Annotated in this window: 24 protein-coding genes; 5 read left to right on the top strand and 19 right to left on the bottom strand. The window is 71.5% G+C overall.

Annotation, left to right across the window (positions count from 1 at the left end):
• The first annotated feature begins 24 nt into the window (after window positions 1-24).
• Together ygfZ and DCI01S_RS09550 are read left to right on the top strand one after the other, a co-directional pair.
• Window positions 25-1,188, top strand: a complete 1,164-nt coding sequence (gene ygfZ / locus DCI01S_RS09545) for a CAF17-like 4Fe-4S cluster assembly/insertion protein YgfZ (protein WP_082767723.1) — start codon at window positions 25-27, stop codon at window positions 1,186-1,188.
• A 226-nt stretch (window positions 1,189-1,414) separates the two neighbouring features.
• Window positions 1,415-1,600 (top strand): DUF3073 domain-containing protein, encoded by a 186-nt coding sequence (locus DCI01S_RS09550; protein WP_007630683.1) that lies wholly within the window; start codon window positions 1,415-1,417, stop codon window positions 1,598-1,600.
• A gap of 158 nt (window positions 1,601-1,758) precedes the next feature.
• On the opposite strand, the gene purM is transcribed toward DCI01S_RS09550, so the two are convergent.
• From purM to DCI01S_RS09570, 4 genes are all read right to left on the bottom strand, one after another.
• Window positions 1,759-2,841, bottom strand: a complete 1,083-nt coding sequence (gene purM / locus DCI01S_RS09555; RefSeq protein WP_061228999.1) for a phosphoribosylformylglycinamidine cyclo-ligase — start codon at window positions 2,839-2,841, stop codon at window positions 1,759-1,761.
• Between the two features lie 65 nt (window positions 2,842-2,906).
• Window positions 2,907-4,556 carry an amidophosphoribosyltransferase gene (gene purF, locus DCI01S_RS09560; RefSeq protein WP_156482570.1) on the bottom strand — a complete coding sequence of 550 codons (1,650 nt, stop codon included), beginning with the start codon at window positions 4,554-4,556 and terminating at the stop codon, window positions 2,907-2,909.
• 136 nt (window positions 4,557-4,692) lie between these two features.
• On the bottom strand, window positions 4,693-5,079 hold the full coding sequence (locus tag DCI01S_RS09565) for a sterol carrier family protein (protein ID WP_061229023.1): 387 nt from the start codon (window positions 5,077-5,079) through the stop codon (window positions 4,693-4,695).
• Window positions 5,076-6,641: an LssY C-terminal domain-containing protein gene (locus tag DCI01S_RS09570; RefSeq protein ID WP_244881695.1), complete on the bottom strand. Its 1,566-nt coding sequence runs from the start codon at window positions 6,639-6,641 to the stop codon at window positions 5,076-5,078. The genes DCI01S_RS09565 and DCI01S_RS09570 overlap by 4 nt, the downstream gene beginning before the upstream one ends.
• Before the next feature lie 60 nt (window positions 6,642-6,701).
• On the opposite strand from DCI01S_RS09570, the gene DCI01S_RS09575 reads away from it, so the two are divergent.
• Window positions 6,702-7,838, top strand: a complete 1,137-nt coding sequence (locus DCI01S_RS09575) for a hypothetical protein (protein WP_061229024.1) — start codon at window positions 6,702-6,704, stop codon at window positions 7,836-7,838.
• Window positions 7,839-7,860: 22 nt separating this feature from the next.
• On the opposite strand, the gene DCI01S_RS09580 is transcribed toward DCI01S_RS09575, so the two are convergent.
• From DCI01S_RS09580 to DCI01S_RS09610, 7 genes are all read right to left on the bottom strand, one after another.
• Window positions 7,861-8,529 (bottom strand): YoaK family protein, encoded by a 669-nt coding sequence (locus tag DCI01S_RS09580; protein ID WP_061229000.1) that lies wholly within the window; start codon window positions 8,527-8,529, stop codon window positions 7,861-7,863.
• A 39-nt stretch (window positions 8,530-8,568) separates the two neighbouring features.
• Window positions 8,569-10,869, bottom strand: coding sequence for a phosphoribosylformylglycinamidine synthase subunit PurL (purL, locus tag DCI01S_RS09585; RefSeq protein ID WP_061229001.1), 2,301 nt, complete (start codon window positions 10,867-10,869; stop codon window positions 8,569-8,571).
• 72 nt (window positions 10,870-10,941) lie between these two features.
• Complete coding sequence (locus DCI01S_RS09590) at window positions 10,942-12,153, bottom strand: saccharopine dehydrogenase family protein (protein WP_061229002.1); 1,212 nt, start codon at window positions 12,151-12,153, stop codon at window positions 10,942-10,944.
• An 892-nt stretch (window positions 12,154-13,045) separates the two neighbouring features.
• Window positions 13,046-13,723, bottom strand: a complete 678-nt coding sequence (purQ, locus tag DCI01S_RS09595; RefSeq protein WP_061229003.1) for a phosphoribosylformylglycinamidine synthase subunit PurQ — start codon at window positions 13,721-13,723, stop codon at window positions 13,046-13,048.
• Window positions 13,720-13,974 (bottom strand): phosphoribosylformylglycinamidine synthase subunit PurS, encoded by a 255-nt coding sequence (purS, locus tag DCI01S_RS09600; RefSeq protein WP_007631242.1) that lies wholly within the window; start codon window positions 13,972-13,974, stop codon window positions 13,720-13,722. Before purS ends, purQ begins: the two co-directional genes overlap by 4 nt.
• Before the next feature lie 97 nt (window positions 13,975-14,071).
• On the bottom strand, window positions 14,072-14,776 hold the full coding sequence (locus DCI01S_RS09605) for a DUF2334 domain-containing protein (protein ID WP_061229004.1): 705 nt from the start codon (window positions 14,774-14,776) through the stop codon (window positions 14,072-14,074).
• Between the two features lie 87 nt (window positions 14,777-14,863).
• Window positions 14,864-15,361 carry a glutathione peroxidase gene (locus DCI01S_RS09610; RefSeq protein WP_061229005.1) on the bottom strand — a complete coding sequence of 166 codons (498 nt, stop codon included), beginning with the start codon at window positions 15,359-15,361 and terminating at the stop codon, window positions 14,864-14,866.
• Window positions 15,362-15,424: 63 nt separating this feature from the next.
• On the opposite strand from DCI01S_RS09610, the gene DCI01S_RS09615 reads away from it, so the two are divergent.
• Entirely contained in the window at window positions 15,425-15,700 is a 276-nt protein-coding gene (locus DCI01S_RS09615; RefSeq protein WP_061229006.1) for a helix-turn-helix transcriptional regulator, read from the top strand.
• Window positions 15,700-16,254: a hypothetical protein gene (locus tag DCI01S_RS09620; RefSeq protein ID WP_061229007.1), complete on the top strand. Its 555-nt coding sequence runs from the start codon at window positions 15,700-15,702 to the stop codon at window positions 16,252-16,254. The genes DCI01S_RS09615 and DCI01S_RS09620 overlap by 1 nt, the downstream gene beginning before the upstream one ends.
• Before the next feature lie 158 nt (window positions 16,255-16,412).
• On the opposite strand, the gene DCI01S_RS09625 is transcribed toward DCI01S_RS09620, so the two are convergent.
• The 8 genes from DCI01S_RS09625 to DCI01S_RS09660 all read right to left on the bottom strand — a co-directional run bounded on the left by DCI01S_RS09625 (window position 16,413) and on the right by DCI01S_RS09660 (window position 25,633).
• A complete protein-coding gene (locus DCI01S_RS09625) occupies window positions 16,413-18,662 on the bottom strand; it encodes a S9 family peptidase (RefSeq protein ID WP_061916060.1) in 2,250 nt (749 codons plus the stop codon).
• Window positions 18,659-19,552: a phosphoribosylaminoimidazolesuccinocarboxamide synthase gene (locus tag DCI01S_RS09630; protein ID WP_061229008.1), complete on the bottom strand. Its 894-nt coding sequence runs from the start codon at window positions 19,550-19,552 to the stop codon at window positions 18,659-18,661. The genes DCI01S_RS09625 and DCI01S_RS09630 overlap by 4 nt, the downstream gene beginning before the upstream one ends.
• A gap of 71 nt (window positions 19,553-19,623) precedes the next feature.
• On the bottom strand, window positions 19,624-20,487 hold the full coding sequence (locus tag DCI01S_RS09635; RefSeq protein WP_061229009.1) for an alpha/beta hydrolase: 864 nt from the start codon (window positions 20,485-20,487) through the stop codon (window positions 19,624-19,626).
• Window positions 20,488-20,542: 55 nt separating this feature from the next.
• Window positions 20,543-20,740, bottom strand: coding sequence for a hypothetical protein (locus tag DCI01S_RS09640; RefSeq protein WP_141764037.1), 198 nt, complete (start codon window positions 20,738-20,740; stop codon window positions 20,543-20,545).
• Window positions 20,741-20,900: 160 nt separating this feature from the next.
• Entirely contained in the window at window positions 20,901-22,358 is a 1,458-nt protein-coding gene (purB, locus tag DCI01S_RS09645) for an adenylosuccinate lyase (protein WP_061229011.1), read from the bottom strand.
• Between the two features lie 21 nt (window positions 22,359-22,379).
• Entirely contained in the window at window positions 22,380-22,523 is a 144-nt protein-coding gene (locus tag DCI01S_RS09650) for a hypothetical protein (RefSeq protein ID WP_156482571.1), read from the bottom strand.
• Between the two features lie 76 nt (window positions 22,524-22,599).
• Window positions 22,600-23,775: an aminotransferase class I/II-fold pyridoxal phosphate-dependent enzyme gene (locus DCI01S_RS09655; RefSeq protein ID WP_061229013.1), complete on the bottom strand. Its 1,176-nt coding sequence runs from the start codon at window positions 23,773-23,775 to the stop codon at window positions 22,600-22,602.
• A gap of 250 nt (window positions 23,776-24,025) precedes the next feature.
• A complete protein-coding gene (locus tag DCI01S_RS09660; RefSeq protein WP_061229027.1) occupies window positions 24,026-25,633 on the bottom strand; it encodes an SLC13 family permease in 1,608 nt (535 codons plus the stop codon).
• Window positions 25,634-25,688: the final 55 nt, after the last annotated feature.

Genomic DNA, 25,688 nt, shown 5'->3' on the forward strand with positions numbered 1-25,688 from the left:
GACCTGGTACGTACACTCGCGATCGTGACCGATCCAGCTGTGCCCGACCGGACCGACAGCCGCTACCGCAGCCCGATCCTGGCCCGCCCCGGAGCGGTGGACGCGAGCGACGACTCCGCTGACGCGGGGGTCCCCCACCACTACGGCGACCCCTTCGTCGAGCAGCGGGCCGCCGACTCCGGGTTCGTGGTCGTCGACCGCTCCCATCGGGATGTCCTGACCATCGGCGGTGGCGAGCGGCTGACGTGGCTCGAGGGGTTCGTCTCCCAGCACGTCGCCGAGATCGGCGACGGCGGCGGCGGCGAGACGCTGGTGCTGGACGCCAACGGGCGGATCGAGCACCACGCCGTGCTCGCCGACGTGGACGCCACGGTGGTCGTGGACACCGAACCCGGTCGGGGCGAGTCGCTGCTGCAGTTCCTCACCAAGATGGTCTTCTGGGCCGATGCGTCCCCCGCGGCCGCCGACCTCGCGGTCCTCACCCTCGCCGGGGCGGGCCTGCCCACGACCCTCACCTCGCCCGACGGCGCCGAGGTCGACCTCCCGACCGGGGACTACGCGAGCGTGGCGCTGCCGGGTGGCGGGATCGCCCGTCGGATGCCGTGGCCCCAGGCCGGCTCGGTCGACCTGGTGGTCCCCCGCCCGGCGCTGACGGCGTGGTTCGCCGCCGCGGTCGACGCGGGCGCCCGGCCCGCGGGCTCCTGGGCGTTCGAGGCGCTGCGTGCGGCCGGGACGACCCCGCCGAGGGGGCGCCTGGGCGTGGACACCGACGAGAAGACGATCCCCCACGAGATCCCCACCTGGATCGGCGGCGTGGCCGAGCGGGGCGCGGTGCACCTGGACAAGGGTTGCTACCGGGGCCAGGAGACGGTGTCCCGGGTCCATAACCTCGGACGCTCCCCCCGCGTCCTCGTGCGGCTGCAGCTGGACGGCTCGAGCGGCGACGACCTGCCCGCGGTGGGCGCCGAGGTCCGCGCGGGTGGCCGCCCGGTCGGCCGCGTGGGCACGGTCGTCCAGCATCACGAGGACGGCCCGGTCGCCCTCGCCCTGTTGAAGCGAGCGGTCCCCATGGACTCGGCCCTCGAGATCGGCGGGGTGGACGCCGCCGTCGATCCCGAGACCGCCCCGCAGGACGGCGGCTCGCAGGCCGGCCGCGAGGCGATCCGTCGGCTCCGCGGCCAGGCCTGACGCCCCCCGCCGGGCCTGACGGCCCCGGCGGCCGGTCCTGACAGACCGCGCGGCTCCTGCCGGGGAGGCGCCGCCCACCCCCGTGTGTGGCCGACCCGCGGGCCGCTCCACGACACCCGGGCGGACATTCCGCGCCGGGCACGCTATCCTGTGGGCAGGCAGATACTCACACTTGCAATGGGCACCCCCGAGGTGGCCCAGCACCGTTTCCGAGGGGGTCAGGTCAATGGGCCGAGGCCGCGCGAAGGCGAAGCAGACCAAGGTCGCTCGCGAACTCAAGTACAACACTCCGCAGACGGACCTAGAACGTCTTCAGCAGGAGTTGTCGGGTGGGGGGTCGTCCATGCGGCTCAGCACCGACGAGGACGACGACCCCTACGGGTCGTGGTCCGACGGCGACACCAGGTACTGACCACTCCCGCTCCCGCCAGACCTCTCGTGGGCCGGGCATCCCCCTACGGATGCCCGGCCCACGTACGTGGCGCGGGCGGGGATAAACCGAGAACCACAGCGACCCGGCCGGAACTGCCCCGGCCGGGTCGCTGTCGTCGTGCAGCCCGCGTGGGGCGGTCAGAACCGCGCGTGTGAGCCCTCGAGCACCACGCGGGGCGCGTCGGCGTCCTCGCCGGCCTTCTCCACGTGGCCGATCACCCAGTTCTCCACGTGGCGGGCGGTGAGGACGGCCTGGGCCCGGTCCACGTCCTCCTCGGGCAGAACTGCGACCATGCCCACGCCCATGTTGAACGTGCGCTCCATCTCCGCCTGCTCGACGCGGCCGTGGTGCGCGATCGTGCCGAACACGGCGGGCACGGGCCACCGACCGCGGTCGAGCCGTGCGACCAGACCGCGTGGCATCACGCGGGCCAGGTTCTCGGCCAGGCCACCGCCGGTGACGTGGCTGAACACGCGGACGTCGGTCTCGGCGATGAGGCTCAGGCAGTCGAGAGCGTAGATCCGCGTCGGCTCGAGCAGCTCCTCGCCCAGCGTGCGGCCGAACTCCTCGACGTGCCCCTCGAGGGGCAGCCGCGCGAGGTCGAGCAGTACGTGCCGGGCCAGGGAGTACCCGTTGGAATGCAGCCCCGAGGAGGCCATTCCGACGATGACGTCGCCCGGCCGGACGTTCTCGGCCTGGAGGATCTCGTCGGCCTCCACGATCCCCACGCCGGTAGCGGAGATGTCGTACTCGCCCGGCGCCATGAGGCCCGGGTGCTCGGCGGTCTCGCCGCCCAGCAGCGCACAGCCGGCGCGGACGCATCCCTCGGCGATGCCCTCGACGATGTCGGCGACGTGCTCGGGGACGACCTTGCCGATCGCGATGTAGTCCTGAAGGAAGAGCGGCTCGGCGCCGCACACCACGAGGTCATCGACCACCATGGCGACCAGGTCGATCCCGACCGTGTTGTGCACGTCCATCGCCTGGGCGACCGCGATCTTGGTGCCGACACCGTCCGTGGACGAGGCGAGCAGCGGCTGGCGGTAGGTGTTCTTCAGTGAGAACAGCCCGGCGAAGCCACCGAGGCCCCCCATCACCTCCGGCCGGGTCGCCCGCTTGGCGTGCGGCGCGAACAGCTCCACCGCGCGCTCACCCGCGTCGATGTCGACGCCGGCGGCGGCGTACGAGGCGCCGGTCGGGGGGTGTGGGTTCTCGGTCATGTGGTGTCTCTCCTCGTCGGCGCCGCTCTCGGGCGCCCGGTGGGGGTCGGCGGTCGACGCCGGTGTCAGAGCCTGTGGACGGCGTCCGCGATCTCGCTGCTGTCCGGGGCCTCGGCGATCTCCAGCTCGCCGACCTCGGCGGCGAGCGCACGCACGGCCGCGCTCATGGCCGAGTCGTCGGGGAGTTCGATGGGATAGTGCCCGTCGAAACACGCCGCGCACAGCTCCTCGCTGCGCTGGCCGCTCGCCTCGATCATCCCGTCGACCGAGACGTACCCGAGGCTGTCCGCGCCGATCGCGCGACGCACTCCCTCGAGCATCCCGTCCGACGCGTCGACGCCGTTGGCGATAAGTTCCGCCGGGCTGGCGAAGTCGATGCCGTAGAAGCACGGCCAGCGCACCGGCGGCGAGGCGATCCGGACGTGCACCTCGAGGGCGCCCGCCTCGCGCAGCATCCGCACCAGGGCACGCTGCGTGTTGCCCCGGACGATCGAGTCGTCCACCACCACCAGGCGTTGCCCCCGGATCACCTCGCGCAGGGGGTTGAGTTTGAGGCGGATGCCCAGCTGACGAATGGTCTGGCTGGGCTGGATGAACGTGCGGCCCACGTAGGCGTTCTTCGTGAGCCCCTGCGCGAACGGGATGCCCGAGCCCTGGGCGTACCCGACGGCCGCCGGCGTGCCGGACTCGGGCACCGGGATGACCAGGTCGCCGTCGGCGGGGTGTTCACGGGCCAGCCGGCGACCGATCTCGACGCGGGCGGAGTTGACCAGACGCTGGTTGATCACCGAGTCCGGCCGGGCCAGGTAGACGTACTCGAAGACGCACGTCTTGGGGGTCGGGGGCGAGAGCTTGCGGGACCGTACACCGTCGGCGTCGATCGCGATGAGCTCTCCGGGCTCGATGTCGCGGACGAACGAGGCGCCCACGATGTCCAGGGCGGAGGTCTCCGAGGAGACGACCCACCCGCGCTCCAGGCGACCGAGCGCCAGCGGGCGGACCCCGTGCGGGTCACGCGCCGCGTACAGGGTGTTCTCGTCGGAGAAGGTGAGGCAGTAGGCACCCCGCAGGTGCGGGAGCAGGCGGGCGGCGGCCTCCTCGAGCCCGCCCTCCCGCGCCTCGTGCGCGAGCAGGGTCGAGATGATGTCGGAGTCCGAGTGCGCGCTGTCCTCGGTGTACCCGCGGATGCCCAGCTCGGTGGCGTGCCGCTTGAGCTCGCGGGTGTTGACGAGGTTGCCGTTGTGCCCGAGGACCACGGAACCGCCCTCGGTGGTGGGGCGGAACATCGGCTGGGCGTTGTCCCAGCTCGCCGCGCCCGTGGTCGAGTACCGGCAGTGGCCGATCGCGACGTGGCCGTGCATCGACTCGAGCGTCTTCTCGTCGAAGACCTGGCTCACGAGGCCGAGGTCCTTGTAGACGAGGACCTGCTCGCCGTCGGCGACGGCGATACCGGCCGCCTCCTGGCCGCGGTGCTGTAGCGCGTACAGGCCGTAGTAGGTGAGTTTGGCGACGTCCTCGCCGGGGGCCCACACCCCGAAGACGCCGCACTCCTCGACGGGGCCGATCCGTTCGGTGTCGATCGGCAGACCCGCCGGTCCGGGCGCGGACGGGTCCGGCAGCCCGAGCCCCACGGCTGCGGGGACGCCGGTACGGCGCAGTGCCCCGGACGGTGCCGGACGTGACGACGTGCTCTCCACCAGCTGGTGCTCCCTCACGGCTTTCGGGACTCCCCGCCCGGACGGACCCCGACGGTGTGTGCTGCAAGTCTACGTTCCCCGACCCCCGTGACCCCAAAGCCAGCGGCGGCACCCCCTCCAGCCGGCCGGCGAGCGGACCACCCGAGGGCCGCGGTCACGCCCGGCGGACGACGGGCAGGCCCGCGGCGACCGCCGCCGCCCGCGTCCCCGAGGCCCGCACCCGGCCCTCGGCGACGGCGGTCTCCCACGTCACCCGGCCGGTGGCCAGCTGCAGCCACGTCCGCGGGTCCGTCTCGACGACGTTGGGCGGGCTCCCCCGCGTGTGCCTCGGCCCCTCGACGCACTGCGCGGCGGCGTACGGCGGCACACGGACCTCCACCGACCGCCCCGGCAGCTCGGCCGCGAGGCTCTCCACGGTGCCGCGGACCGCCGCCGCGAGGGCCGACCGACCAGGTCTGGCGTTCGTCTCGTCGTCGTCGAGCCAGGGGGCCACCTCCTCGACGGCCGCCCGCACCGCCGCGGCGTCGGGGACGCGGCTCACGCCCGGGCCCCCGCGCCCGCCGGCAGGGCTCGCCGGCGCGCGCGCCGCTCCTGCGCGGTGCGTCGGCTCCACGTGCGCGCGGGCCGACTGGTGAGCAACAACAAAATGAGAACGTTCACGGCCAGGACAGAATAGCCCCCGAGGAAAGTGTCCTGTTCGGCCTCGGTGGTCAGGCGGCCGTACTCGGTGGAGATCGTGCTGACCACCGTCATCGTCAGCAGCCACACGCGCGGCCGCGCGTACCCCAGCCACGTGAGCAACGCGAGGACGGCCATCGCCCCGTACACGGCGCCGATGAACACCGCGAGCGCCATGACGGCCGGGACGACCTCGGACTCGTCCAGGCCGGCGAACTCCTCGAGGTCGGCCCCGCCCAGCACGTCGCGCAGCGCGAGGACGGTGAGGACGAGCACGGTCACCGCGACCAGCGCGCATCCCGCCGTCAGCGCGGCGGGGCGCGGCAGGTGCCCGGGGTCGGGGGCCGCGTCATCGGCCGGGCGGTCCGGGTCGCCCGACGCGATCCCGCCCTCGGCCCGGGGGTCGTCGTATCCGCGCGCCGCCCGGACGACCCCGGGCGGCAGCTCCGCCGCCGACACGTCGGGCACGGGCACGGCGCGCAGGTCCACGACCGGCAGGTCACCGTCGGTGCGGATCGCGTCGCCACCGCCGTTGCGGGAGTGGTAACCGGCCGAGAAGTTCTCCAGCACCCGCACCCCCGCCTCGGGCACGTGGTAGCGGATCGAGTCGACGATGTAATCCCGCTCGACGTCGATGTCCGCGTCGATCTTGTGGGTGACCTGGAGCGTGAACAGCGACAGGCCCACCGCGCGGTCGTACGTGCCGGCGCCCAGCCACTGCACCCGGTGACCGCCCGGCAGGAGCCAGCCGTCGGGGCAGCGCCAGAACCGGACGTGGTGCCGCCGGGACGCGTTGCCCTCGACCTCCTGCTGGTAGGCCAGGCAATGCCGCCGGCCGAAGAGCGTGAGGGGACTCACCGGCGCGGACGGGTACGACCGCCGCAGCACCGACGAGACGACGATGCCCCACGAGGACCTGACGGTGACGTCGTCGGCCAGCACCCAGCCGCAGGCCGTCATCGCCTCGTGGATCTGCCGCGCCGTGCCGTCCACCGCGAGGTTCACCGGATCCCCCAGCAGGCCGTCGGAGGTACGGGTGCGCGCGATGAAGTAGCCGGGCACGTACACCGACGTGAGGAGGGTCTGCAGCCGCGGCAACACCAGGTAGGCGACCAGCGCCCAGAACGGGACGAGCAGAAACAAGTGCCACCACGCGTGGCGCCACACGTCGTCCAGGAGCCGCCAGCCCAACCACGCCGCCGCGACCGTGGCCAGGGCGAAGAACACGGTGTCCACCACGGTTCCCGGCAGCGGCGGCCGCACCGTGTCGTCGCGGACCTTCGTCGGTGGACTGACGTAGACGGGCGGCCCGGCGGGGACCTGCTCGTCCCGGGACGCGGCCGGGGAGGTGGTCGGGGTCGCGGGCGGGGCGGCGGGGGCGGCGTCGCCGCCGGCAGCCGACGCCGTGCGCTCGCTGGTGGACATGGCTCGACGATAGCGTCCGGTACGACCCGCCGGACCGCGGATCGCTGCGAGAATATCGCCGTGCCCACGCCCGATCCGACGCCCGCGAGCAGCCTGCCCGCACACGAGGACCACCTGCGTGCGCTGGGCCTGCCGCTCATGATCGCCCCCTCGACCCGACGCCGCGAGGTCCTGTCCCGGTCCGCCGGCGTCAGCGCCGCGCTCGCCGTCGCCGGAACCGGCCTCGCGGCCGCCGACCGGTCGAACGACTACACGACCGCCCTCCTCGAGCGTGTCGGCCCGGACTCGGATCCCGAGCTGCTCGCCGCCCCCGAGCCGATCGTCCAGCTGCTCCTGCTCGCGATCGCGCTCGTGGCGATCGCCCCGCTCGTGGGGTGGCTGGTGTCGAAGACGGCCCGACGCGCCGGCCCGGCGACCGGCTCCGCCCTCGGACTGGTGTCGCTGATCGCCCTCGTCGTCGTCCCCCACGTCGCCTTCGACCCGCACGACGGCCCCTCCCACCGCACCACCCTCCTCGCCGCGGCCGCGGTGCTCGTCGGGACCTACACCGGGCTCGGGTCGCTCGTGCGCTGGTCGGCGCGCCGCGTGCGCCGGGAACTGACGACGACGGGGCCGATGGTCGCGCGCGTGCTGCCGATCCTCATGCTGGCGGTCCTGTTCCTGTTCTTCAGCGTGGAGATCTGGCAGGTCATGGTGGAACTGTCCTGGCCGCGCACCGTCGCCGTGCTGGGCGTCGTCGTGGCCCTCACCGTCCTGCTGGTCGGCATCTCGACGCGCGACGACATCCTCCACGAGCTCCGGGACCGCGGACCCGAGCACCCGCTGCGCCGCGGCGAGCGGATCAACCTCGTGTTGGTGCCGGTCGTGGCGACCCTCATCCAGGCGGCGCTGTTCGCCACGCTCGTGTTCTTCTTCCTCACGCTCGGCTGGATCGCGGTGCCCGACATCACGGAGACCCGGTGGACGCTGCGCCCCCTGAACGACACGGGCGGCCTGCTGTTCGGACTCCCTGTGAGTGTGACCCTGGTGCGGGTGTCGCTGATGCTGGCGGTGTTCTCCGCGCTCAACCTGGCCGCCGCGGCGGCCTCCGACGCCGCGCACAAGGCGCGGTTCGTGCGTCCGATGCTCGACGAGGTGGTCCGTGGCCTCGCCGCGCGGGAGGCCTACCTGAGGGCACGACGACGAGGAGGACGCTGAGCCCGGACGCCCTGACGGGCCGTCAGGGCGTTCGGAGGTCCCGGGCCCGCAGCCGGGCCGTCACGATCACGGCGGCGATCACGACCGCCGCGGCCAGGGCCAACGCGTCGGCCCCCATGACCACGTGCAGCAGGGCCCCCGCCACGCCGCCCAGCACGAGCGCCGACCACAGCGCCACCTGCTGGCGGTACGGCGCCCACGAGCCGCCGGCCAGCGCGTCGACCAGGCGGTGGGCGGACTTGACCACCGCACCCGTCATGTAGGTCACGCCCAGCGAGACCTCGCCGCCGGAGTGGAACACCGAGTTCATGGCGCCCATCGCCGTGGCCGCGACCGCCACCGACAGCGGCACCGCGAGGACCTCGACGGTGGTGAGCCGCTGCGCCACGAGAGCCGCCACCAGCAGCGCCGCGACGAGGGTGAGGACGGCCGGCCGGTCGTCGAGGTTGCGGCGGCGCGTGACGACCGCGCCGGCCACCGCGCCGGTGAAGAACGACACCAGCACGACGGCCGCGATGCCGGCGGCGCCGAGGTCGCCGTCCGCGAGCGAGACGACCATGCGCGTGGAGTTGCCGCTCATGAACGACACGAAGTAGCCGCCCACCACGAGGAACCCGACCGCGTCGACGAACCCGGCCGTGCCGGCGAGCACCACGGCGAGCACCCGTTCGCGTCTCCGCAGATCACGCATGCGCCCGCCTACCCCCGGCCCGGCCGTCGACGGCGACCGTCAGACGGGGTCGACGCCGAACAGCGCCGGCAGCGTCCCCTCGTGTGCCTCGCGCAGCTCGTCGATCGTCAGCGTGAACTGGCCCTGCACCTCGAACGTGCTCGGGTCCGGGTCGGTCACGCCGATTCGGGCATGCGGGATGTTCTGCGCGGTGAGCATCTGCTGGAAGCGGATCTCCTCGCCGCGCGGCACCGAGACGATGACGCGGCCCGAGGACTCGGAGAACAGCCACACGAACGGGTCCGCGCCCTCCGGCAGCACGATGCGCATGCCGCACTCCCCCGCCAGCGCCGACTCGACCAGCGCCTGGGCGAGGCCTCCCTCGGACAGGTCGTGGGCACCGGTGATCAGCCCGTCCTTGGAGCAGGTCGCCATGATGCGGGCGAGCGTGGCCTCCCACGTCAGGTCCACGGTCGGGGGCGTCCCGCCGAGATGGTCGTGGGCGACCTGGGCCCAGATGGAACCGTCGAACTCGTCGCGGGTCACGCCCAGCAGGTAGATGCTCTCGCCGGGGGTGTCGCCGAACGCGGTGGGCGTGCGGCGCGCGACGTCGTCGATCACGCCGAGCACCCCCACGACGGGCGTCGGCAGGATCGGCGTGGTCCCGGTCTGGTTGTAGAAGGACACGTTGCCGCCGGTGACGGGGATCCCCAGCTCGGCGCACCCGTCGGCGAGCCCGTGGACGGCCTCGCGGAACTGCCACATCACACCCGGATCCTCGGGCGAGCCGAAGTTGAGGCAGTTGGTCACCGCGACCGGGGTCGCGCCCGTGACGGCGACGTTGCGGTAGGCCTCCGCCAGGGCTAGCCGGGCGCCCGCGTACGGGTCGAGCCGGGTGTAGCGGCCCGAGGCGTCGGTCGACAGGGCGATGCCGCGGCCGGACTCCTCGTCGATGCGCAGGACGCCGCCGTCGGCGTACTCCGCGAGGATCGTGTTGCCGCGCACGTATCGGTCGTACTGCTCGGTGATGAACTTGCGCGAACACAGGGCTGGGCTGGAGACCATGTCCAGCAGCGTCTGCCGGAGCGCGTCGCCGGTCGCCGGGCGGGCGAGGCCGGCGGTGGTGTCGGCCTGCAGGGCGTCCTGATCAGCCGGGCGCTCGACGGGACGCTCGTAGACCGGCCCCTCGTCGGCCAGCGACTCCGGCGGGGCGTCAACGACGATCTCGCCGCGGAACTCGATGGTGAGCCGATCGCCGTCGGTGACCTCGCCGATATCGGCAGCCAGAACGTCCCAGCGGCGGCACACCTCCATGAACGCGTCGACGTTCTCCGGGGCCACCACGGCGCACATGCGCTCCTGCGACTCGGAGGAGAGGATCTCCGCGGCGCTCATCCCCTCCGCACGCAGCGGGACGTTGTCCAGAACGATGTGCATGCCGCCGTCACCGGCCGCGGCCAGCTCGGAGGTCGCACATGCGAGGCCGGCGCCACCGAGGTCCTGGATGCCCACGACCAGCTTCTCGCGGTACAGCTCGAGGCAGCACTCGATGAGCACCTTCTCCATGAACGGGTCGCCTACTTGCACGCTGGGCAGCTTGCGCGGCTTCACGGGCGCGCCGTCCTCGCCCACGTCGAATGTCTCCGACGCCAGGACCGACACGCCGCCGATCCCGTCGAGGCCCGTGCGGGCGCCGAACAGGATGATGCGGTTGCCCTTGCCCGACGCGAACGCCAGGTGGAGGTCCTCCACCCGCATCACACCGGCGCACAGGGCGTTGACCAGCGGGTTGCCGGCGTAGGACTCGTCGAACACGGTCTCGCCACCGATGTTGGGCAGGCCCAGGCAGTTGCCGTAACCACCGACGCCCGCCACGACGCCCGGGAGCACACGGTGTGTGTCGTCGGCGTCCGCCGGTCCGAAGCGCAGCTGGTCCATGACAGCCACGGGCCGCGCGCCCATCGCCATGATGTCGCGAACAATCCCGCCGACGCCGGTCGCGGCGCCCTGGTACGGCTCGATGTACGAGGGGTGGTTGTGCGACTCCACCTTGAAGGTCACGGCCCAGCCGTCGCCGATGTCCACCACGCCGGCGTTCTCACCGATGCCCGCGAGCATGGTGGACCGCATGTCTTCGGTGGTGGTCTCCCCGAAGTACTTCAGGTGCACCTTGGAGGACTTGTAGGAGCAGTGCTCCGACCACATGACCGAGTACATGGCCAGCTCGGCGTCCGTGGGGCGGCGCCCCAGGATCTCGCGGATGCGGGCGTACTCATCCTCCTTGAGTCCGAGTTCTGCCCACGGCTGGGCGAGCTCGGGGGTGGAGGAGGCGTGCGAGATGGAGTCCACGTGAGAGGTCACGGGGCCGAGTCTAGTCGGAGCCCCCCGGCGGGCGAATCCGCTCCCGTACCCCGTGACCGGCGCGGCACTCGACTAGCTGGACAGGACCTCGAACGTCAGGCCGCCGCGCTGCACCCGCTCGAGGAGCGCGTCGCCCATCGCCTGGGCGGTGGTGAGCTGACCGGAGAGCGTGGGCAGGTCGTCGAACGCCAGGCACAGCGCCGACTCGGCCAGCATCATGGACGTTTCCGTGTAACCCGGGTCCCCGCCCGAGACGCGGGTGACGACTCGCCGCCCACCGGACAGGGCGACGAAGGTGACGTCGAATGACGAGCGGGCCCGGCGGGACTCACTCGGTCCGGCGCCGCGGTCGATCCGCTTGAGGATCTGCGATCGGATCGGGCCGACCTGCGACCCCGCCGCGAGCGCGCCCACCCCGACGATCCCGGCGACGGCGGTGACGGGCGAGCCGACCGAGGCGTAGTGCGAGTAGGTGAAGTCGGGGCCGTAACTGTCCAGCGCGGCGGCCGAGCGCAGGATGACCTGCGGGTCGATGGTCGGCAGCGGCACGAGCCAACGGCCCAGCGCGCTGTCGTGGTGCGGCTTACCCGTGACCGACTTGATCCGCCGGCCGGCAACGCGCCCCTCCTTCTGCCGCCGCCGCGCGGCCGTCTTCGCCGCCTCTCGCAGTCGGGCGAACTGGCCGATCGCCGAGTGGAACGTCCCGCCCGAGAACCGGGCGTCCGCGTGGACCGCCCCGTAGACGACCGCGGGCACGCCCTCGGGCACGTGCTTCATGGTGTAGAACACGCCCATGTCGTGGGGGACCGAGTCGAAGCCGCAGGCGTGGACGATCCGGGCCCCGGAGGCGACGGCCGCGTCGTTGTGCTCGAGGTACATGCGGTCGACGAACTCGGGCTCGCCGGTCAGGTCCACGTAGTCGGTGCCTACCTCGGCGCAGGCTGCCACGAGGGGCTCGCCGTGCTCGAGGTAGGGGCCGACGGTGGTGATGACGACGCGGGCCGACAGCGCCATCTCGACCAGCGACCGCGCATCCTCGGTGTCCGCGACCACGACGCCCGGAGCGGGGACGTCCGGCATCTCGGACGCCAGGCGGGCGACGAGGGCGTCCAGCTTGGTCCGGTTGCGCCCGGCCACGGCCCACGAGCCGCCCTCGGGCAGGTTCCGCATCAGGTACTCGGCCACCAGTCCCCCGGTGAACCCGGTCGCGCCGTAGAGGACGATGTCGAACGGGCGATCGGCCTTGTCGGACGGGGACGCGGGCTGGATGCTGGATTCGCTCATTCCACGGTTGTACCGCAATCAGGCCCTTCGTGACCGGGCCCCGATCTCGCCCGCGTGTCTGCCGTGGCAGCCACCGAGTGCGGCGGCCGCGCACGTAGTCGGCCCCTCGCTGCGAAGATCGCGCTGTCAACCCTTCGCGGCGACACCTTCAAATGGTCGTAACCACGCAGGCGATGGTCGTAACCATGTCGGCGACACCCCCGGATTCGCACGATGGCTACGACCACAATCGAGATCCCGCTCGCCGCGGATCCGCCGCACCGGTGCCAACGCACCCGCGCGCGGGTCGACGTCACTCGGCGTGGGAGAGAAGACTTTTCCCAGAGTTCTTCCTACCGACCGCCCGCACACCAGGCGGACGAAGTGCGAACACTGCGCTCACCAGCACGTTTAGTACCACAGTGATGTGCACCACTGCCTTATCTAATCCTGAGCACAACCTCGGTCAGCTGTGCACAATCATCACGCACGCGTGACCACCCGGGTCGCCGGCACCCCGCCCCACTCCCCCCGGGGCGCCTACATCAAGGAGTCCCCACGGACCTCACCGGTTCGATCCTCAGAGAAACCCTTCCCCTCTCGGCCGAGATCACGAGCGGGTCGACGGGCACGGGCTCGTCTTTCATCGACACCCTCGTGGGTGCGCCGTTCACGCTCCTGAACATGGTGGCGCTTTTCGTCGGCGGTCTCGGCGGAGACATCGGCAGCTCCGGTAGCGCCGATCTCGGCACCGTCATCGGCGAGATCGCCAAGGGCATGCTGCCGGCCTGAGCGAGCATCAGCAGCGGCCAGCCCGACTGGTCGTCAACACCGAAGGGCCCGCCGGGGGAGATCCCAGCGGGCCCTTCGCATTGACTGCGGAGCGGCGTCGACCGCGGTCAGCAGCGCCTGCCTAGACCTTGACGACCGCGTCGAGCGCGGACAGGAACAGGCCGAGGCCGTCGTCGGACGGGCCGGTGAGCGGGTCGATCGCGTGCTCGGGGTGCGGCATGAGCCCCACGACGCGTCCGTTCTCCGAGGTGATGCCGGCGATGTGGTTGGTGGAGCCGTTGGGGGCGTCGCTGGCGAAGCGGAACACGACGCGCCCCTCGCCCTCCAGCTCCTCGATCGTGTCGGCCGTCGCCATGTAGCGCCCCTCGCCGGACTTGAGCGGGATGAGGATCTCCGCGCCCTTCTCGAAACGCGACGTCCAGGCGGTGTCGGTGTTCTCGACGCGCAGCCACTCGTCGCGGCAGATGAAGTGCATGTCGCGGTTGCGGCCCATGGCGCCGGGCAGGAGGCCGGCCTCGCAGAGGATCTGGAAGCCGTTGCAGATGCCCAGCACGGGCATCCCACCGCGGGCCGCGGTGATGACCTCACCCATGACGGGGGCCATGGAGGCGATGGCTCCGCAGCGCAGGTAGTCGCCGTAGGAGAAGCCGCCGGGCACGATCACCGCGTCGACGCCCTTGAGGTCGGCGTCGTCGTGCCACAGCGAGACGGCCTCGCCGCTGGCGCGGGTGACGGCGCGGGACGCGTCGATGTCGTCGAGTGTGCCGGGGAAGGTGATGACGCCGATCCGCGCGCTCACGAGGCGACCCCCGCGGTGTCGACGCGGACGACCTTCCAGTCCTCGATCACCGTGTTGGCCAGCAGTGACGAGGCGATCTCCTCGAGCTCGGCGTCGGTGACGGAGTCGGAGACCTCGAGCTCGAACCGCTTGCCCTGCCGGACGTCGGTGACGCCGTCGTGGCCGAGACGGCCGAGGGCGCGGTGGATGGCCTGACCCTGCGGATCGAGGATCTCGGCCTTGGGCATGACTTCGACGACGACTCGGGCCACGTGGGAACTCCTCGTTCGGGGCGGTTTCGCGGGGCGGGCCCGGACCTGCCGGGACTCACCTGTCGATCCTACCCGCAGCCGTCGCCGCGGCCGAAGCTCAGGCGGCGCCCACCAGCGCGGCGGGTGACCACTCGTAGCGCGCGACCCGCGCTCCGTACTCGCCCGTGACGAGGTCCACGGCGTCGAGCAGCGCGGCCCGCGGTGCTGTGCGGGAGAGCTGCTTGGCGGAGACGTTGAGCCTGACGAGCCCGTCGGCGGCGGCGGTGCGGCCGGCGGCGGCGACGAGCGCCCGGCACCACCAGGCGTCGGCGACGAACCCCTCCCCGATCGACAGGGCGCGGCCGCGCTCGGTGGTGCCGCGGACGACGTCGTGGATCCCGGTGAGGGCGGCACACATCCGGAACCCGACGTCGGGCAGGGCCCTGAGGCAGCCCGGAGAGGCGTTCCACCGCGGCGGCGCGAAGACCCGGGTCCGCAACCCCATATCGGCCATCAGCCGGTCGGCGGCGGTGAGACGCACGGTCGCCTCGGCGGGGCCGATGGACGCGAATTCCGGTCGTCGGGGCTTGGTCGCCGCGTCGTCGTAGCCGCCCAGCACGATCGCGTCACCCTGCCTGCGGCGGTGCCGCAGCCATTCCTGGGTGCCGTGGTCGGCGGCGAGCTCGTACTCGCGACCCCGTCGCGGGGCGACGAGGAGGGAGACGGGAACGGACCTGCGCTCGAGCTCACCGACGAGGTCGACGGCGTGGTCGAGGCTGGTGTCGCGCAGACCCGAGAGGGAGACGATGAGGCGCGGGGTCATGGCCGCATGCTGGCAGACCGGGGTGACATGACGACGACGACGAGGTGTACGTCTCATGGCCGGGCCCCGACGGGCCTGCTCAGGCCGTCAGATCGGGAGTGCCTCCTCGAGCGCCTCCACCAGTTCGGGGGCCCCGGGCTCGACCTTGGGCCGGAACCGGCCGACGACTTCACCCTCGGGAGAGATCAGGAACTTCTCGAAGTTCCACTGCACGTCGCCTGCCTCGCCGTCCGCGTCGGCGACCTTGGTCAGTTCGACGTAGAGCGGGTGCCGGTCGGGGCCGTTGACGTCGACCTTGGCGGCGAGCGGGAAGGTGATCCCGTACTTGTCGGACGTGAACTCCTTGATGGTGTTCTCGTCCCCCGGTTCCTGCCCCATGAACTGGTTGCACGGGAAGCCGATCACGAACAGTCCGCGATCGCGGAAGTCGTCCGCGAGCTGCTGCAGGCCCTCGTACTGCGGGGTCAGACCGCACTCGCTGGCGACGTTGACCACGAGGACGGCGTGGCCCGCGTAGTCGACCATGCTGGCCTGCTCGCCGTCGATGGTGGTGAACGAGATGTCGTGGACGCTGCCGTTGCTCATGTGACCCAGCCTACTCGGAACCTTCTATTGACAAACCGTTGGGTTTTCCCAACACTTAGGTCCATGAGCCCAGTACGACGGGGAGAAAAGCTCCCGATCTTCAACCGGATCGCCGTGCTGCGTGCGGAACAGAGACTGAGCCGCGCAGCACTCGCCGAGCGGATCTCGGTGAACCCACAGACCGTGGGTGCGCTGGAGCGCGGCGACCACTACCCGAGCCTCGACCTCGCCTTTCGCATCTGCGAGGTGTTCGACCTTCCGGTCGAGGCCGTGTTCTCCCGCGAGGAGTTCCGCCCGATGTCCGCAGAGATCTACCGCCGCGACCGAGAGGACTCGTGATGACCACGCGCACTCACGACAACCCGACCCCCGACAGCCCGACCTCCGACACTCGTACCACCGCGGAGCGGCGGTACGAGAAGAACCTGGAGCGCACCGAGACGAGCCTGCCGACCTGGCGGACGGCAGCTCGTCGCCGTCTCCTCGTCCGTCTCAACTGGGCGAGCCTGAGCATCATGGCCGCGATCGCGGTGGCCGGCTACTTCTGGTTCCCGATCATCCTGGCCTGGCTACCCATGACCGTGGTGATCTGCACCGTCTGGACCATGCTCCGGGTGACGATCGACTCCAAGGACACCGCACCCGCCCGCTACCTCGACGAGTTCGAGACCGCCACCCTGCTCCAGGCCCGGTCCCGGGCGCTCAACCTGGTGACGAGCGGACTGTTCGTGATCTCGCTCGTCCTGATCTTCGGCTCGAGCCTGCAGCTCGGGGAGGGCCACCGTCTGGCCTACATGATGGGCGGGCTCGGCATCATCCTGTTCCTCGCCGGTGCGGTCATCCCCGCCGCCGCGATGGCCAACACCATGGAGCCCGCCGACGACCCGGCCTGAGCCCGGGCGCGCCCACACCACCCCGCTGGCGAGCGCCCCACAACCCCGCCGTGGAGCGCCCCACAACCCCGGAATCCGCTACTCCCGCTCGGAATCCGCTACCCGTGTGGGAGTAGCGGATCCGAAGCGGGAGTAGCGGATCCTGGTGGCGGGTGGTCCTATCCGGCGCCGGCGGTGCGGATCGTCCACGCGTACTCGAACGCCGTCTGGCGCCACCGCTCGTAGCGACCCGACACGCCGCCGTGCCCGGCGCTCATCTCGCAGCGCAGCAGCACCGGCCGGTCGGCGGAGTTGGCCGACGGCGCCACGGCCCGCAGCTTGGCCACCCACTTGGCCGGCTCCACGTACAGCACGCGGGTGTCGTTGAGCGAGGTCACCGCGAGGATGGCCGGGTACTCCTCGGCCGCGATGTTCTCGTACGGGGCGTAGGAGGCCATGTAGTCGTAGACCTCCTCCGAGTGCAGCGGGTCGCCCCACTCGTCCCACTCGATCACCGTCAGCGGCAACTCCGGCATGAGGATCGAGGTGAGCGGGTCGACGAACGGCACCACGGCCTGGATCCCCGCGAACAGGTCGGGGGCGAGGTTGGCGACCGCCCCCATGAGCAGGCCGCCCGCGCTGCCGCCCTCGGCGACCAGCCGGTCCGGCGCGGTGAGTCCCGAGTCGACGAGGTGCCGCGCGCAGTCGACGAAGTCGGTGAAGGTGTTGCGCTTGGCCAGCTTCTTGCCGTTCTCGTACCAGAGCCGGCCCATCTCGCCGCCACCGCGCACGTGCGCCACGGCATAGGCCATCCCCCGGTCGAGCAACGACAGCCTGGCCACCGAGAACGCGGGATCGATGCTCGACTCGTACGAACCATAGCCGTACAGCAGGGTCGGTACCTGCTCGTCGGCGTCGACGCGGGCGGCGGTGTCGGTCGACATCACGAGTGAGATCGGCACGCGCGTGCCGTCCCCGGCGGTCGCCCATTCCCGCCGCTGCACGTAACCGCTCGGGTCGTAGCCGCCGAGCACCTCCTGCTCACGCAGCAGCGTGCGTTCGCCGGTCGTCAGGTCGAGCGAGTAGACCCGCCCCGGTGTGACGAACGAGCCGTAACCGAACCGCAGGACCGGCGAGTTCCACTCCGGGTTCGATCCGGGACCGGAGGTGAACAGCTCCTCGTCGAACTCGACGGGATCGAATCGCGAATACCCACCGGTCCCCGCCGTGGAATCCGGGTCGATCGGCATGAGCGCGAAGCGCGGCAGCGCCCCCTCGCGGTAGCCCAGCACCAGCACCCGGGCGAAGGCGTCCACGCCCTCGACGCGGACGTCGTCGCGGTGCGCAACGAGCGTGCGCAGGTCCCGCAGCGGACCCTCGATCGGGCCCGCGGGCGCCTCGGCCACCACGTAGTTCGGCGCGCCGTCGTTGTGCGTGACGAGGAACCGGTCCTCTCCGCCGATCACCGCGTGCTCGACGTCGTACTCGACGCCCTCCTCCCTCGGTCGGACGCACCAGAACTCACCCGCGGGATCGCTCGAGTCCAGACACCACACCTCGGTGGTGATCTTGGAACCCGCCGCTATCTGCAGGTACTTCTCGCTGCGGGTCTCGCCCACCCCGATCCAGTAGGACTCGTCGGGCTCGTGGAACACCTCGTCGTCGTCGTCCCTCGTCGTCCCGAGGCGGTGACGCCAGACGGTGTCCGGTCTCCAGGCGTCGTCGACGGTCACGTAGAACACGTACCGGCCGTCGCGAGACCAGGTCACGCCCGCCGCGATGCCGGAGATCTCCTCGTCCGGCGCGGTGACCTCGGCGTCCAGCGAGCGGAAGCGCAGCGTGTAGCGCTCGTCGCCCTCGGTATCGGTGGCCCACGCCAGCATCGTCCCGTCGTGACTGACCGAGAAGGCGCCGAGCGCGAAGTACTCGTGCCCCTCGGCCTCGGCGTTTCCGTCCATGAGCAGTTGCTCGCCGGGCAGTTCCTCGTCCGGGGAGACCTCCGGCGGCGCCCACCCGGCCGGGTCCGCGGGGTCGTCGACGTACTGCTGCGGAACCGGCACGCGACAGTGCTTCGCGTACGAGCGGCCCTCCTCCGTGCGCGAGAAGTACCACCAGCCGCCGGAGCGCACGGGGACCGACATGTCGGTTTCCTTCACGCGCGAGCGGATCTCCTCATAGACCTCGTCCTCCAGCGGCTTGAGGTCGGCGGTCATGGCGTCGGTGTAGGCGTTCTCCGCCTCCAGGTACTCGCGCGTCGCCGGGGCATCCTTGTCGCGCAGCCACTCGTAGTCGTCGACGAAGACGCGACCGTGGTGCTCGCGCCGGTGCGGGCGACGCTCGGCCACGGGCGGCGCGGGCGGGGTCGTCGGAGTCGCGGGCGAGGTCGATTCGGTCGCGGAACTCCGCGAGGTGGCGTCGAAGGCGCTCACGCGTCGCCACCGCCGATCCAGTCCGCGAACGACAGACCGGAGATCCGCTCATACGCCTCGATGTACCGCTCGCGCGTGGCGGCCACCACCGCGTCGGGGAGCACCGGCGGAGGGGTGTCGGCATCCTTGTTCCAGCCCGCCTCCGGTCCGGTCAGCCAGTTGCGCACGAACTGCTTGTCGAAGCTCGGCTGCACGCGGCCCGGCGAGTAATCGTCGGCCGGCCAGTACCGGGACGAGTCCGGCGTGAGCACCTCGTCGGCGAGGATCAGCTCCCCGTCGGCCAGCCCGAACTCGAACTTCGTGTCCGCCAGCAGCACGCCACGGTCGGCTGCGATCTCCGCGGCCCGCGAGTAGATGTCGAGGGTCTCCGACCGCAGCCGCTCGGCGAGCTCGTCGCCGACGATGCGGGTGAGCTGGTCGAACGAGATGTTTTCGTCGTGGTCCCCCACCGCCGCCTTGGTGGCCGGGGTGAAGATCGGTTCCGGCAGCTTGCTGGCCTCCACCAAGCCGTCGGGCAGCTCGATGCCGCACACCGTGCCCGATTCGCGGTACTCGGTGATGCCCGACCCGGTCAGGTAACCGCGGGCGACACACTCCGCCTGGACCATATCGAGCCGACGCACCACCATCGCGCGCCCCAGCACCTCGGCCGGGATGCGCTCGTCGTCGAGTGGTCCCGCCAGGTGGTTGGGCACGTCGAGCGCGTCGAAGAAGAACGCGCTCATCGCGGTGAGCACCCGGCCCTTGTCGGGGATGGGAGTCCCGAGCACGTGGTCGTACGCCGAGATCCTGTCGGTGGCCACCATGAGCAGCGTCTCGTCGTCGATCTCGTACATCTCGCGGACCTTCCCGGAGACGAGGTGGCGGTAGGAGGACAGATCGGGTCGCATGACGGCCAGCGTAGCCGGACGACGATCACCGACGAGGCGGTGCGTCGAGCCGGCCGGCCCCGCGCGGAGACTCAGCCCAGCCGGGCGTCGAGCCACTCCCCCAGAGCCGCGTACGCCTCGTCCGCGCAGAGGTCGTTGAACAGTTCGTGCAGCCCGCCCTCGATCTCCCGGTAGGTGATCTCCGGGCGCGGATCGTGATCCGTGCCTGCAACCTGCGCGAACCGGCGGGACCCCGTCGGGGAGGTGATGGTGTCGGCGGAACCGTGGAGGATGAGCGTGGGCAACCGCAGGGACCGGGAACGCTCGATCAGCCTGGCGCCGCCAGCCAACATCGTCCCCGCGGTCAGCGCCGGCACCCCGGATTGGTGCACCAGCGGGTCCGAGCAGTAGTCCTCCACGTACTCGGGCACCCGCGAGATGTCGTTCGCATCCAGTTTCTCGACCGGAAGGAACGGCAGCAGGCGCGCGACCACGGGAGCGACCGCCTTGAGCGCCGCTGGCGTGCCCTCACCCACGGCGAGCGCCGGCGAGGACAGGATGAGCCCTTTGAGGTCCCAGGGTCTCCTGAGCGCGGATTCACCGGCCACCTGCCCGCCCATGGAATGCCCCATGAGCAGTCTCGGGAGGGCGTCGGCTCCGGCCCCCTCCTCCGACCGGGACCACTCAGCCACCGCGTCACGCACCGCCAGGTTGTCCTCGATGTGGGTTTCCATCGCGACTTTGAATCGCGGCCCCGGGGCGGTGCCGTGACCACGCAGGTCGTAGGTCGCGACCGTGATCCCGCGATCGGTGAGGAACCGGATGGTTCGCGCGTAGCGACCGGAGTGTTCGCCGAAGCCGTGGACCAGCACCATCAGAGCCCTCGGCTCGTCGGCGTGGTGCAGCTTCGCCTGTAGTCCAGAGGTGCCGGGGACGGGGATCACGGTCTCGTACATGGTGATGAGACTAGTGCCCGCCCGCGCCGACCAGGGGCCGATCGCCGGGCGGTCCTCAGATGCCGAGCTGACGCAGGATGAGGCTGTCCACGCCCAGTGACATCAGCGAGAAGGCGATAGGTACCTGGAACTGCTCCATGAACGCCGCCGGGTCGATCCCGACCGCCGAACTCGCGGTGGCGAGTCCTGACTGGATCGCACCGGAGGACCGGGTGTTCCAGGGAGGCGAGCAAGGGCGGGGTCGAGGCGCCATCTCCAGGAGCGGCTGCCCGGAGGCCAACACTCCCGCCCCCGACGATGGCGTCTGGCCCCCGCGCCGGGGCAGGCGAGGCGCCATCCCCGGGAGCGGCTGCGCGGTCCCCGGGGCGGCGCGTCAGCCCCTAACCGCGAGGCGGACGCGACCCGCTCGGGTTCTACAGAATCGAGCCCGGCGCGTAGCCGGCGGCCTCTGGGTGACGGGCGACGAGCGCCTCGACGCGGGCGACCACGGCATCGACCTGGTCGCCGGCCGCACCGATGAACGCCGCGCGGTCCGCCAGCGCCTCCTCCAGCGCCGGACGGCCCAAAGGCAGCCGCTCGTCCGCGGCGAGCCGCTCGATGAGGTCGGGCTCGCGACCCTCCTCCCGCATGGCCAGGGCCACGGCGACGGCGTTCTCCTTGATCGCCTCATGGGCGAGCTCGCGACCGACGCCCGCGCGCACCGCGGCCATGAGCACCTTGGTGGTGGCGAGGAACGGCAGGTAGCGCTGCAGCTCCTTGTCGATCACGGCGGGGTAGGCGCCGAACTCGTCGAGCACAGTCAGGAAGGTCTCGAACATCCCGTCCAGCGCGAAGAACGCGTCGGGCAGTGCGACGCGTCGGACGACCGAGCAGAACACGTCCCCCTCGTTCCACTGCGCGCCCGCGAGCTCGGCGGCCATGGACCCGTAACCGCGCAGGACGACCTGGAGGCCGTTGACCCGTTCACACGAGCGGGTGTTCATCTTGTGCGGCATCGCCGAGGAGCCGACCTGCCCGGGCTGGAACCCCTCGGTGACGAGCTCGTGACCGGCCATGAGTCGGATGGTCTGCGCGAGCGAGGACGGGCCCGCCCCGAGCTGGACGAGCGCGGAGACGACCTCGTGGTCCAGCGACCGCGGGTAGACCTGCCCGACCGAGTCGAAGGTGCGGGCGAAGCCCAGGTGCTCGGCGATCCGCCCCTCGAGCTCGGCCATCTTGGCGGCGTCACCGCCGAGGAGGTCGAGCATGTCCTGGGCGGTGCCCATGGGGCCCTTGATGCCGCGCAGCGGATACCGCTCGAGGAGCGACTCGACCCGCTCGAGGGCGACCAGCAGCTCGTCGGCGGCGGAGGCGAAGCGCTTACCGAGGGTGGTCGCCTGCGCGGCGACGTTGTGGCTGCGTCCCGCCATGACCGTGTCGCGGTGGGCCACGGCGTGCTCGGCCAGGCGACGGGCCGCGGCGACGCCCCGGTCGCGCACCAGCTCGAGCGAGCGCACCACCTGCAACTGCTCGACGTTCTCGGTGAGGTCACGGCTCGTCATGCCCTTGTGGATGTGCTCGTGCCCGGCGAGGTCGTTGAACTCCTCGATGCGTGCTTTGACGTCGTGCCGGGTGACCCGCTCGCGCTCGGCGATCGACGCGAGATCGACGCGGTCGACCACCGCCTCGTAGGCCTCGATCACGCCGTCGGGGACGTCGATCCCCAGGTCCCGCTGCGCGCGGAGTACCGCGATCCACAGCTGGCGCTCGAGCACGATCTTGTGCTCGGCGGACCACAGCGTGGCCAGGTCAACGCTCGCGTAGCGCGAGGCGAGGACATTGGAGATCCGGGGCTTTGCGGCCCGGGCGGGCGAGGCGTTCTGGGCGGTCACGCCCCCAGTATCGCAGCCCGTTCAGGAGATGACCGAGCCGCCGGTGGACCCGGCGAGGATCTCGCGGGCATTGAGGTAGACCTGCTCGACCGTCAGCGGCGCCTGCAGCAGCAGCCACGGCCGGGTGATGAAGACGCTGACGGTGATGATCTCGGCTGAGCCCATGCGCCGACGGTAGCCGCCCGGCGTCACCGGCGGGGACGCCGCGTCCACGGGGCCCACGGCGCACACGGGCGGGCGCCTACGGGGCCAGTTCCGCCTCGAGCCGGTCCATGGCCTCGGCGATCTCGTCGGTCGCCCCCGCGAAGCTCAACCGCACCGTGTGCCGGCCGTCGACGGTGTCGAAGTCGACGCCCGGCGTGAGCGCGACCCCGGTGCGGTCGAGGATCCGCGCGCACCACGCCACCGAGTCGTCGGTCCAGCGGGAGACGTCGAAGTAGGCATAGAACGCGCCGTCGGGTGGGGCGACCTCCTTCACCCCCAGATCGACGAGCCGACGCAGCACGAGGTCCCGGTTGCGGGCGTAGCGCTCGACGTGGAGGTCGAGCTCGGCGGTCGAGTCGTCGGTGAAGGCGGCGACGGCCGCGAACTGCGCGTCGGCGGGTGGGCAGATCGTCAGGTTGCCCACGAGCCGGTCGACGGGGTCCCGCAGGTACTCCGGCAGCAGCATCCACCCGATCCGCCAGCCGGTCATGGAGAAGTACTTGGACACCGAGCCCATGACCACCGCCTCGCGGCTGGCCCGCCAGGCGCTCGCGCACTCCCGGCCGTAGGTGACGCCGTGGTAGATCTCGTCGCTGATGAGTAGCGTGCCGTTCGACTCGCACCACCGGGCAAGCGCGGCGAGCTCGTCCGCGTCGATGATCGTGCCGGTGGGGTTGGCGGGGCTGGCGACGGTGAGCCCGGCGGGGGCGCGCCCGAGCTCCGCCGTGGCCGCCTCGAGTTGCGCGACGGTGGGCTGATACCGCGTGTCCGCCCCGCACGCGATCTCGTGGACGTGGCACCCCAGCGCCTGGAGGGTGTTGCGGTAGGCGGGGTAGCCGGGGCGCGCCATGACCACGATGTCGCCGGGGTCGAAAGCGGCGAGGAAGAGGGCGGTGAAGCCGCCGGAGGAACCGGTGGTGACGACGACGTCGTCGGCGCGCACGTCGAGCCCGTCCCGTCGCCGGTGATACGCGGCGATCGCCTCGCGGAGGGGCCGGATGCCCACGGCCTCGGTATAACCGAGGATCTCGGTGTCCAGGGCCCGGTGGGCCGCGGCCAGTACCGGCGCCGGGGCCGGGGTCGAGGGCTGCCCGGCGCATAGGGAGATCACGTCCCCGTGGGTCTCCTGGCGCCTGGCCGCGGCCGCGAGGACGGTCATCACGTGGAACGGCTCGACAGCCGAGCGGCGGGAGGGTTCGCGTGGGACGGACATGCCCCGACGCTAGCGCCCCGATCGGCGGTGTCCACCACGGGCCGGTCGGTGGGATGCCGGGGGCGCGCCGGCGGACCAGCGGCGGACCCGTCGCAGGTCGACGGGTCCGACCCGGGTTCCGCGCACTGTTCGAGGCCGCGGGATCCGTCAAGGTCGCGGGCACGTCGTCGGTGACGGCGGGCTTCCCCCGGATCGTGATGAGGCGCGAACTCGGGGGAGACCGCGCTCGCGGTCTCCCGCGCCCCGTCCGTCAGACGGTCAACCCGAACACCCATACCAACAACGTCATGGTGACCAGCGTGATGAGCAGGATCCCGATGAGGTTGAGCCACAGACCGCCCCGGATCATCTGACCGATCGTCACGTAGCCGGAGCCGTAGGCGATCGCGTTGGGCGGCGTCGCCACGGGGAGCATGAACGCGCACGTCGCGGCCAGCGCCACCGGCACCGCGAGCAGCATCGGGTCGAGCCCGAGGCCCAGGGCGACGCCGCCGGCGACCGGCAGGAACGTCGCGGCGGTGGCGGTGTTGCTGGTCAGCTCGGTGAGGAAGATGATCCCCGTGGTGGCCACCACCACCAGCAGGATGACCGGCAGGGCGCCCAGCGCACCGGCCTGCTCGCCGATCCAGTCGGTGAGACCCGAGCCGGAGAACTGCGAGGACAGCGCCAGTCCGCCGCCGAACAGCAGGAGCACGCCCCAGGGCAGTGCCAGCGCGGCGTCCCAGGTGAGCAGTCGCACGCCGCGCTGAGACCCGGCGGGCAGCAGGAACAGCAGCAGGCCGGCCGCGAGCGCGATGCCCGCGTCCGAGATCGGCGGCTCCTCGAACACCAGCGGGACCGCCACCCACGCCACCGCGGCCGCCGCGAACACGACCAAGACGCGCTTCTCGCCGGACGACGTCGGGCCGAGTCTGCGCAGCTCGTCGTCGAACAGCTTGCGCCCACCGGGGATCCGCTCTATCTCCGGCCTGAACAGGACCTTGGTGAGCAGCAGCCAGGTGATCACCAGCATGACCACCGCGAGCGGCAGCCCGACCAGCATCCACTGGCCGAAGCCCAGCTGGATGTCGTGCTCGGCGCTGAGATATCCGGCGAGCAGGGTGTTCGGCGGGGTCCCGATGATCGTCGCCAGTGAGCCGACGGACGCCGCGTAGGCGATGCCGAGCATGAGGGCCGTGCCGAAGTTCGACTTGATCACCGCCTCCTTCACCGCATCGGAGGTCGGATCCGCCTGCGGGTCCATCTCGGGCATCGCGGTCTTCCCGTCGCCGTCGCCGCCGCTGAGTTCGGAGGCCAGCATCAGCACGGACACACCGATCGGCAGCATCATCACGGCCGTCGCGGTGTTCGACACCCACATGCTCAGGAACCCGGTCGCGATCATGAACCCGGCGATCACGCTCGTGGACCGGGTGCCCATCGCGCGCACGGTGAGCAGGGCGATCCGCCGGTGCAGGTTCCACCGCTGCATGGCGATCGCGATGAGGAACCCGCCCATGAACAGGAAGATGATGTTATTGCCGTACTGGGCGCCGACGTCGTCGACCGAGATGTCCTCCCCGAGCACCGGGAACGCGATGAGCGGCACCAGCGCGGTGGCGGGGATGGGGATGCACTCGGTCATCCACCAGATGCCCAGCAGCACGGCCACCGCCGCGGTGAGGCGCGCGTTGTGCTCGAGATCCCCCGGCATGACCAGGTAGACGAGCGCGGCGACCGCCAGCCCCGCGATCGTGCCCACGACGCTCCGGATGAACTCCGCGCGCGGCACGGCCTCGTCGAGCTCGCCAGGTGACTTCTGATCGACCTCGACCCCGCGATGGGGGTCCGGCTCCAGCCCACGCAGGTGCGGCGCCATGAGGAGTCGGCGATCCTCGGCACCGTCCTCCGTCGGGCGGACCGTGTCGTCGCCC

It is taken from the genome of Dietzia cinnamea NBRC 102147, from assembly GCF_001571065.1.
In the GTDB taxonomy this organism is placed as follows: Bacteria; Actinomycetota; Actinomycetes; order Mycobacteriales; family Mycobacteriaceae; genus Dietzia; species Dietzia cinnamea.

Bases quoted from the DNA above. Each gene is read 5' to 3' on its own strand.
- DCI01S_RS09580 (WP_061229000.1), bottom strand. From the start codon at position 8,529: ATGCGTGATCTGCGGAGACGCGAACGGGTGCTCGCCGTGGTGCTCGCC.
- purM (WP_061228999.1), bottom strand. From the start codon at position 2,841: ATGACCGAGAACCCACACCCCCCGACCGGCGCCTCGTACGCCGCCGCC.
- DCI01S_RS09620 (WP_061229007.1), top strand. From the start codon at position 15,700: ATGACCACGCGCACTCACGACAACCCGACCCCCGACAGCCCGACCTCC.
- DCI01S_RS09550 (WP_007630683.1), top strand. From the start codon at position 1,415: ATGGGCCGAGGCCGCGCGAAGGCGAAGCAGACCAAGGTCGCTCGCGAA.
- DCI01S_RS09605 (WP_061229004.1), bottom strand. From the start codon at position 14,776: ATGACCCCGCGCCTCATCGTCTCCCTCTCGGGTCTGCGCGACACCAGC.
- DCI01S_RS09635 (WP_061229009.1), bottom strand. From the start codon at position 20,487: ATGTACGAGACCGTGATCCCCGTCCCCGGCACCTCTGGACTACAGGCG.
- DCI01S_RS09660 (WP_061229027.1), bottom strand. From the start codon at position 25,633: ATGGCGCCGCACCTGCGTGGGCTGGAGCCGGACCCCCATCGCGGGGTC.
- DCI01S_RS09640 (WP_141764037.1), bottom strand. From the start codon at position 20,740: ATGGCGCCTCGACCCCGCCCTTGCTCGCCTCCCTGGAACACCCGGTCC.
- DCI01S_RS09570 (WP_244881695.1), bottom strand. From the start codon at position 6,641: ATGTCCACCAGCGAGCGCACGGCGTCGGCTGCCGGCGGCGACGCCGCC.
- DCI01S_RS09655 (WP_061229013.1), bottom strand. From the start codon at position 23,775: ATGTCCGTCCCACGCGAACCCTCCCGCCGCTCGGCTGTCGAGCCGTTC.
- DCI01S_RS09615 (WP_061229006.1), top strand. From the start codon at position 15,425: ATGAGCCCAGTACGACGGGGAGAAAAGCTCCCGATCTTCAACCGGATC.
- DCI01S_RS09590 (WP_061229002.1), bottom strand. From the start codon at position 12,153: ATGAGCGAATCCAGCATCCAGCCCGCGTCCCCGTCCGACAAGGCCGAT.
- DCI01S_RS09630 (WP_061229008.1), bottom strand. From the start codon at position 19,552: ATGCGACCCGATCTGTCCTCCTACCGCCACCTCGTCTCCGGGAAGGTC.
- DCI01S_RS09650 (WP_156482571.1), bottom strand. From the start codon at position 22,523: ATGGGCTCAGCCGAGATCATCACCGTCAGCGTCTTCATCACCCGGCCG.
- DCI01S_RS09610 (WP_061229005.1), bottom strand. From the start codon at position 15,361: ATGAGCAACGGCAGCGTCCACGACATCTCGTTCACCACCATCGACGGC.